At 68.5% G+C, this 6,703-nt stretch carries 6 protein-coding genes; 4 read left to right on the forward strand and 2 right to left on the reverse strand.

The window, feature by feature from the left end:
* Nucleotides 1–106 precede the first annotated feature (106 nt).
* On the reverse strand, nucleotides 107–985 hold the full coding sequence (locus AC1RWI_RS30125; RefSeq protein WP_043352769.1) for a LysR family transcriptional regulator: 879 nt from the start codon (nucleotides 983–985) through the stop codon (nucleotides 107–109).
* A 118-nt stretch (nucleotides 986–1,103) separates the two neighbouring features.
* On the opposite strand from AC1RWI_RS30125, the gene AC1RWI_RS30130 reads away from it, so the two are divergent.
* The 4 genes from AC1RWI_RS30130 (at nucleotide 1,104) to AC1RWI_RS30145 (ending at nucleotide 5,844) form a co-directional block, all read left to right on the forward strand.
* The gene (locus tag AC1RWI_RS30130) at nucleotides 1,104–2,900 is read left to right on the forward strand and encodes an acyl-CoA dehydrogenase family protein (RefSeq protein WP_492870134.1); all 1,797 of its coding nucleotides are present in this window, start codon (nucleotides 1,104–1,106) and stop codon (nucleotides 2,898–2,900) included.
* A 106-nt stretch (nucleotides 2,901–3,006) separates the two neighbouring features.
* Nucleotides 3,007–3,987: a Bug family tripartite tricarboxylate transporter substrate binding protein gene (locus AC1RWI_RS30135; RefSeq protein WP_043352773.1), complete on the forward strand. Its 981-nt coding sequence runs from the start codon at nucleotides 3,007–3,009 to the stop codon at nucleotides 3,985–3,987.
* A gap of 180 nt (nucleotides 3,988–4,167) precedes the next feature.
* The gene (locus AC1RWI_RS30140; protein ID WP_459374588.1) at nucleotides 4,168–4,623 is read left to right on the forward strand and encodes a PaaI family thioesterase; all 456 of its coding nucleotides are present in this window, start codon (nucleotides 4,168–4,170) and stop codon (nucleotides 4,621–4,623) included.
* Nucleotides 4,624–4,692: 69 nt separating this feature from the next.
* Nucleotides 4,693–5,844 (forward strand): CaiB/BaiF CoA transferase family protein, encoded by a 1,152-nt coding sequence (locus AC1RWI_RS30145; RefSeq protein ID WP_043352777.1) that lies wholly within the window; start codon nucleotides 4,693–4,695, stop codon nucleotides 5,842–5,844.
* A gap of 51 nt (nucleotides 5,845–5,895) precedes the next feature.
* Here AC1RWI_RS30145 and AC1RWI_RS30150 read toward each other — a convergent pair.
* On the reverse strand, nucleotides 5,896–6,703 hold an 808-nt coding region (locus AC1RWI_RS30150), incomplete at its 5' end, for an L-lactate permease (protein ID WP_492870135.1).

The raw sequence follows: 6,703 nt of genomic DNA on the forward strand, positions 1-6,703 counted from the left end.
TTTCTTTATGAGCCTGGTGTTTACCCTGAGTGCGTTCGCCATCGCAGGCGCTCGCCGCATCTCGGGGTGAGCCGGGAGGGCCCGGCTCTCTTTCTCCCTCATCTTCCTAATTCTCATCCCGCATCTTCTCCAGGAAGCGGTCGCGCGCGGGCTCGTCCGTTCCCGCCTTCCAGACGCAATACACCTCCGACGGCACCGTCGCCTGCGCCAGCGGCAAAAACACCGCCCCCGCCATTGCCGACCTTTGCAGCGCCGCCGGCACCACCGCCACGCCGGTTCCTTGCGACACCAGGGACACCACCGACAGCCAGTGCCGCACCTCATGCCGGATCTGCGGATAGAAGCCCTGCGCCGCGCACATCTCGAAGATGCGGTTGTAGTAGTCGGGCGAGGCCTTGCGCGAGAACAGCACGAAGGGCTCGCCACGCAGCTCGCTCAGTGCCACGGTGGCCTGGCGCGCCAGGCGGTGGTCATGCGGCACGCAGCACAGGAAGGGTTCGCTATGGACTAGCGCGGTGGCCAGTTCGCTGGGCACGCGGTCGGTGTGGATGAAGCCGGCATCCAGCCCGTCATGCAGCAGCGCGTCGATCTGCTCCTGTGAGTTGAGTTCCGTCAGCGCCACCTGGATGCCGGGGTAGCTGGCCTGGAACTCCCGCAGGCGCTGGGGCAGGCCGCGGTACAGCATGGAGCCGACAAAGCCGATGCGCAGCCGCCCGACGGCGCCGGCCTCGATCTCGCGGGCCAGCAGGCGGGCCTCTTCGGCCTGGGCCAGCAGCGCGCTGGCCGATTCGCGAAAGGCCCGGCCGGCGGCGGTCAGGCGCACGCCGCGGCTGTCGCGCTCGAACAGGCGGGCGCCCACCGAGGCTTCCAGCTGCTGGATATTGAGCGATAGCGGCGGCTGCGAGATCGACAGGCGGCGGGCGGCCCGGCCGAAGTGGAGTTCTTCGGCGAGGACGAGGAAGTAGCGCAGGTGACGGAATTCCATGGCGATACAAAAAATATATGGACCAAGCCAATTTTAGAATTAGACACGAATCGCTGGACTTTGAATAATGCAGACAAAGTATCCGGCTCCACCTGCCGGCACACACAGGAGATACCCCATGCAGACCAGCGCAGCGCGCCAAACTGTCGTTTCGGCCACTTTGTCCGCCACGCCCGCGCATCCGGTGCCGGACCAGCAAGGCGTCAACCTGTTTGCCAGCGACCCTGACCTGCGCGCGCTGCTGCCGCTCTACCTCCCGCCCGACCTGTTCGCCCACCTGCTGCCCCACCTCGACCGCATGGGCGCGCTGGCCGGGGGCGTGCTGGACGAACTCGCGCATATCGCCGACCAGAACAAGCCCACCTTGTCGCACCGGACCCGCACCGGCATCGATGCGCAGCGCATCGACAAGCATCCCGCTTACGTGGAGCTGGAGAAGGTGGCGTTCTCCGAGTTCGGCCTGGCGGCGGCATCACACCGCGGCGGCGTGCTGGGCTGGGACAAGCCGATGCCCGCTGCGGCCAAGTACGCGCTGACCTACCTGTTCGTGCAGGCCGAGTTCGGCCTGTGCTGCCCGCTGTCGATGACCGATTCGCTGACCCGCACCTTGCGCAAGTTCGGCGATCCGGCGGTGGTCGAGCGCTTCTTGCCGAACCTCACCACGCAGGTCTTCGAGGACCTGTACCAGGGCGCCATGTTCATGACCGAGCAAGGCGCGGGCTCCGACGTGGCTGCCACCACCACCCGCGCCGCGCGCGATGCGCAGGCCGAGGGCGGCTGGCGCCTGTCGGGCGACAAATGGTTCTGCTCCAACCCGGACGCCGCGCTGGCGATGGTGCTGGCCCGCGTCGAGGACGAAAACGGCGAGGCCGCGCCCGGCATCAAGGGCGTGTCGCTGTTCCTGCTGCCGCGCACGCTGGCCGATGGCAGCGCCAACCACTACCGCATCATCCGGCTCAAGGACAAGCTTGGCACGCGCTCCATGGCCAGCGGCGAGATCCGCCTGGAAGGCGCGCATGCCTACCTGGTGGGTGAGCTTGGCCGGGGCTTCGTGCAGATGGCCGACATGATCAACAACTCGCGCCTGTCCAACGGCGTGCGGGCGGCCGGCCTGATGCGCCGCGCCTTGTCGGAGGGCCAGTTCATCGCGCGCGAGCGCCGGGCCTTTGGCAAGCGCCTGCTGGACATGCCGCTGATGCGCCGCCAGCTGCTCAAGCTCGCGCTGCCCACCGAGCAGGCCCGCACCATGGTGTTCCAGACCGCCGAGGCGCTGCGCCGCGCCGACGCCGGCGAGGCTGATGCTTATGCGCTGATGCGCGTGCTCACGCCGCTGATCAAGTTCCGCGCCTGCCGCGATGCGCGCAAGGTCACTGGCGACGCCATGGAAATGCGTGGCGGCTGCGGCTATATCGAGGAGTGGAGCGACCCGCGCCTGGTGCGCGACGCGCATCTCGGCTCGATCTGGGAAGGCACCAGCAATATCGTTGCCCTTGACGTGCTGCGTGCCATCCGCCGCGAAGGCGCGCTGCCCGTGCTGGAAGCCCATCTCGCGGGCTTGCTGCAAGCCACGCCGATGCATGCCGGGGCGCGCGCCACGTTTACCGCGGCAATCGCCAGGGCCGCGAAGCTGGCCGCCCGCGCCGCCGAAGCCGGCGCCGATGGCGACGTGCTGGCGCGCCAGGCCGCCTCCGCGCTGTACCACGTGACCAGCGCGGTCGCCATGGCCTGGGAAGCCGGCCGCATCGGCTCGGTGCGGCGCATGCGATTGGCCCAGCTGGTGCTGGTCCATCGTGTGCTGCCCCAGGATCCGCTGGCCGGCGAGGCTGAACCCTGCTGGCTGGCCGACACCATCGCGCCGCCCGCCGACGGCGCCATGAGCGCCACCGGCGAGGTGGAGCAGGTCAACCTCTTCTGACGCATTACCGCAAATCCGACAAGCCCCCCGCGGCGCCCCACGGCGCCGCACACGCCGGCGCCGCATCGGCTGCCCGGCGCAAGAAGACCTAAACCAGGAGACAACCATGACCCTCTGGCAACGCCTCGCCGCTGTCGCCGCCTGCACCCTCTGCGTGGGCATTGCCCCCGCGCTGGCGCAGAAGGACTTCCCGTCCAAGCCCATCATGATGATCGTGACCTACCCGCCCGGCGGCCCCACCGACGTGATGGCGCGCACCCTGGCGTCCGCGCTCAAGGGCAGCCTTGGCCAGACCGTGGTGGTGGAAAACCGCGCCGGCGCCGGCGGCAATATCGGCGCCGAAGCCGTGGCGCGCGCGGAGCCGGATGGCTACACGCTGATGTTCGGCACCTCGGCCCCGCTGGCGATCAATGTCAGCCTGTACCGCAAGATCAACTACGACCCGGTCAAGAGCTTCGCGCCGATCATCCAGATCGGCCAGTTGCCCAACGTGCTGGTGGTGAATCCCTCGGTGCCCGCCAAGACCGTCGGTGAGCTGATCGCCTACGGCAAGGCCAACCCGGGCAAGCTGACCTATGCCTCGTCCGGCAATGGCGCGTCCTCGCACCTGGCCGGCGTGCTGTTCAACAACCTGGCCGGCACGGACTTCCGCCATATTCCCTACAAGGGCACCGGCCCCGCGCTCAACGACCTGCTTGGCGGCCAGGTGAGCATGAGCTTCACCGACGTGCTGACCGCGCTGCCCTTCATCAAGAGCGGCAAGTTCCGCGTGCTGGGCGTGACCACCAAGAGCCGCTCGCAGGCGCTGCCCGATGTGCCCACCGTGGCCGAGCAGGGCGTGCCTGGCTTCGACGTCTCGGTGTTCTTCGGCGTGGTCGCCCCGGCCGGCACGCCGCCGGCGGTCATCGCCAAGCTCAACCATGCCTTTGCCGATGCGCTGCAACAGCCCGCGGTGCGCAAGACCCTGCAGGCGCAAGGGCTGGAACTGCCGCCGTCGACCTCGCCCGAGCAGCTTGGCAGCTTCGTCAAGGCAGAGGTGACCAAATGGCGCGGCGTGGTGCAAAAATCGGGTGCTCAGCTGGACTGAGCCAGGGGCACGCCCCGCCAAGCCAGGCTATGAATCATGGCCGGTTCGGCGGTAGTATCGACGTTTGCCAACCTGCGTGCAGTCCAATGCACCTGGCGGCATGTGGGCGAATTCGTGGGCATCGCGGCATAGCGGTGCCCGTTTTGCCTTCATGCGGCCCCAACCTGCCCTGTGCCCGCCATGACCGATCTCTCCTTGCCCGCGCCCGTCAACGAATTTGCCGGTGAAGCGCCCGGCCTGCTGTTTGCCCTGCCGATGCCCATGGCCCGCGTGTTCGGCCTGACCGGCGTGCACATCAACGCCAAAGAGGCGCGCGTGAGCATGGCCTACCACCCGGACCACACCAACAGCCGCGGCGACGTGCACGGCGGCGCGCTGGCCACGCTGCTCGATTGCGCGCTGTCCTGCGCCGCGCGTGGCCACGATCCGCGCCGCTTCGGCGTGGCCACGATCGACCTGTCGGTGCATTTCACCGCGCCCGGGCGCGGCGAGCTGACCGCCACCGCCTGGTGCGAGCGCCGCGGCCGTTCCCTGTGCTTTGCGCGCGGCGAGATCCGCGATGCGCAGGGCGAGCTGCTGGCGCTGGCCACCGGCACCTTCAAGCTGCTGGATCGCACGCCCGCGCCGGCCGCCTGAGCCAGGCCCGCGTTTTTCGCCGCGCGTTCATCGCCGCACGTTCATTGCTGCAGTTACGGAACCCCTCTCATGAGCAAACTCCCTGTCTCGCCCGGCGCGCTCGCCGGCATCCGCGTGGTCGATCTCTCCCGCATCCTGGGCGGGCCGTTCTGCGGCCAGATCCTTGGCGACCATGGCGCCGACGTGCTGAAGATCGAGCCGCCCCAGGGCGACGATACCCGCACCTGGGGCCCTCCGTTCAAGGACGGCGTGGCCTCTTATTACTTCGGCCTGAACCGCAACAAGCGCGTGATGCGGCTGGACCTGAGCGCCGATGCCGACCGCGAGGTGCTGCTTGCCCTGCTGGCCGACGCCGACGTACTGGTCGAGAACTTCAAGACCGGCACGCTGGAAAAGTGGGGGCTGGGGTTTGACGCGCTGTCGGCGCGCTTCCCACGCCTGGTGCACTGCCGGGTTTCCGGCTTTGGCGCGGACGGCCCGCTCGGTGGCCTGCCCGGCTACGACGCGGCCATCCAGGCCATGGCGGGCATCATGAGCATCAACGGCGAAGCCGGCGGCGACGCGCTGCGCGTGGGCTTGCCGGTGGTGGACATGGTCACCGGGCTGAACGCCGCGCTGGGCGTGTTGCTGGCCCTGCAGGAGCGCGAGCGCAGCGGGCGCGGCCAGTTTGTCGAGGCGGCGTTGTATGACTCAGGCCTGTCGTTGCTGCATCCGCACGCGGCCAACTGGTTCATGAGCGGCAAGGAGCCGACCCGCACCGGCAACGCGCATCCGAACATCTATCCGTACGACACCGTCGCCACCGCCACCGACCCGATCTTTCTCGCGGTCGGCAACGATCGGCAGTTCCGCATCCTGTGCGAGCACCTGGAGATGCCGGGGTTTGCCGACGATGCGCGCTACGCCACCGCCGGCGCGCGCTCGGTCAACCGTGCCGCGCTCAAGGTGGAGCTGGAAGCGCGCATGGGCAAGCTGGATGGCAAGGTGCTCGCCGATACGCTGGTGGCCGCCGGCGTGCCGTGCGCGCCGGTGCTGTCGGTGGCGCACGCCTTGCAGCATCCGCACACCGTCCACCGCGAGATGGTGGTGGAAATGGCGGATGGCTACAAGGGCCTTGGGTCGCCCGTCAAGCTCAGCCGCACGCCCGCCACCTACCGCTACGCGCCGCTGGCAGAGGGCGACCAGTTCCTGCCGCGCGACGCCGCCAACGACGGCGAGTAAGCGGCGGGGCTGTGCCCGCTCGGCGGGTGAGCAGGGCAGTGGCTCAGCAGGTCAGTGGGGAATCATCCCCGTGAGCACATAAGCCTGCAGCATGGTGATGATGCCCACGATCATCGCGAACAGCAGGCTGTGCTTCACGGTAAAGCGGAACAGCTCGGATTCCTTGCCGACCAGCCCGGTGGCCGCGCAGGCGACCGCGATGGATTGCGGCGAGATCATCTTGCCGGTCACGCCGCCGGTGGTGTTGGCCGCCACCAGCAGCGTGTCGGATACGCCGATCTGGTGCGCGGTGGTGCTCTGCAACGAGCAGAACAGCGCATTGGACGACGTGTCCGAGCCAGTCAGGAACACGCCCAGCCAGCCCAGGAAGGGCGAGAAGAACGGAAACGCCGCGCCCGTGCCGGCCAGCAGCAGTGCCAGCGTCGACGACATGCCCGAGTAGTTGGCGACAAAGGCGAAGCCCAGTACCAGCCCGATCGACAGGATCGGGCGGCGCAGCTCCATCAGCGTTTCGCCGAAGGTGGCCAGCGCAGCGCCTGGCTTCATGCGCAGCAGCACGGCGGAGATCAGCGCGGTCAGCAGGATGGCGGTGCCCACCGCCGATACCAGGTCGAGCTTGAACACCGCTTCGTAGGCCTTGGGCTGTGCCACGATCGGCGCGGCCTTGATCACCAGCTGGTCCAGCGCCGGCACATGGAACTTCAGCACCCACCCAGCCAGCGCGCCGTTGCCGACGAACAGCGCCTTGAACGACGGCAGGCTCCACACCGTCACGATGGCGGTGAGGATGCCGAACGGCGCCCACGCGCGCACGGTCTGCGCCACGGTGTAGGGCGAGGCGCGGCGGTTGTTACCCGCC

The sequence above is a fragment of the Cupriavidus sp. MPR-AND1C genome (assembly GCF_058809705.1).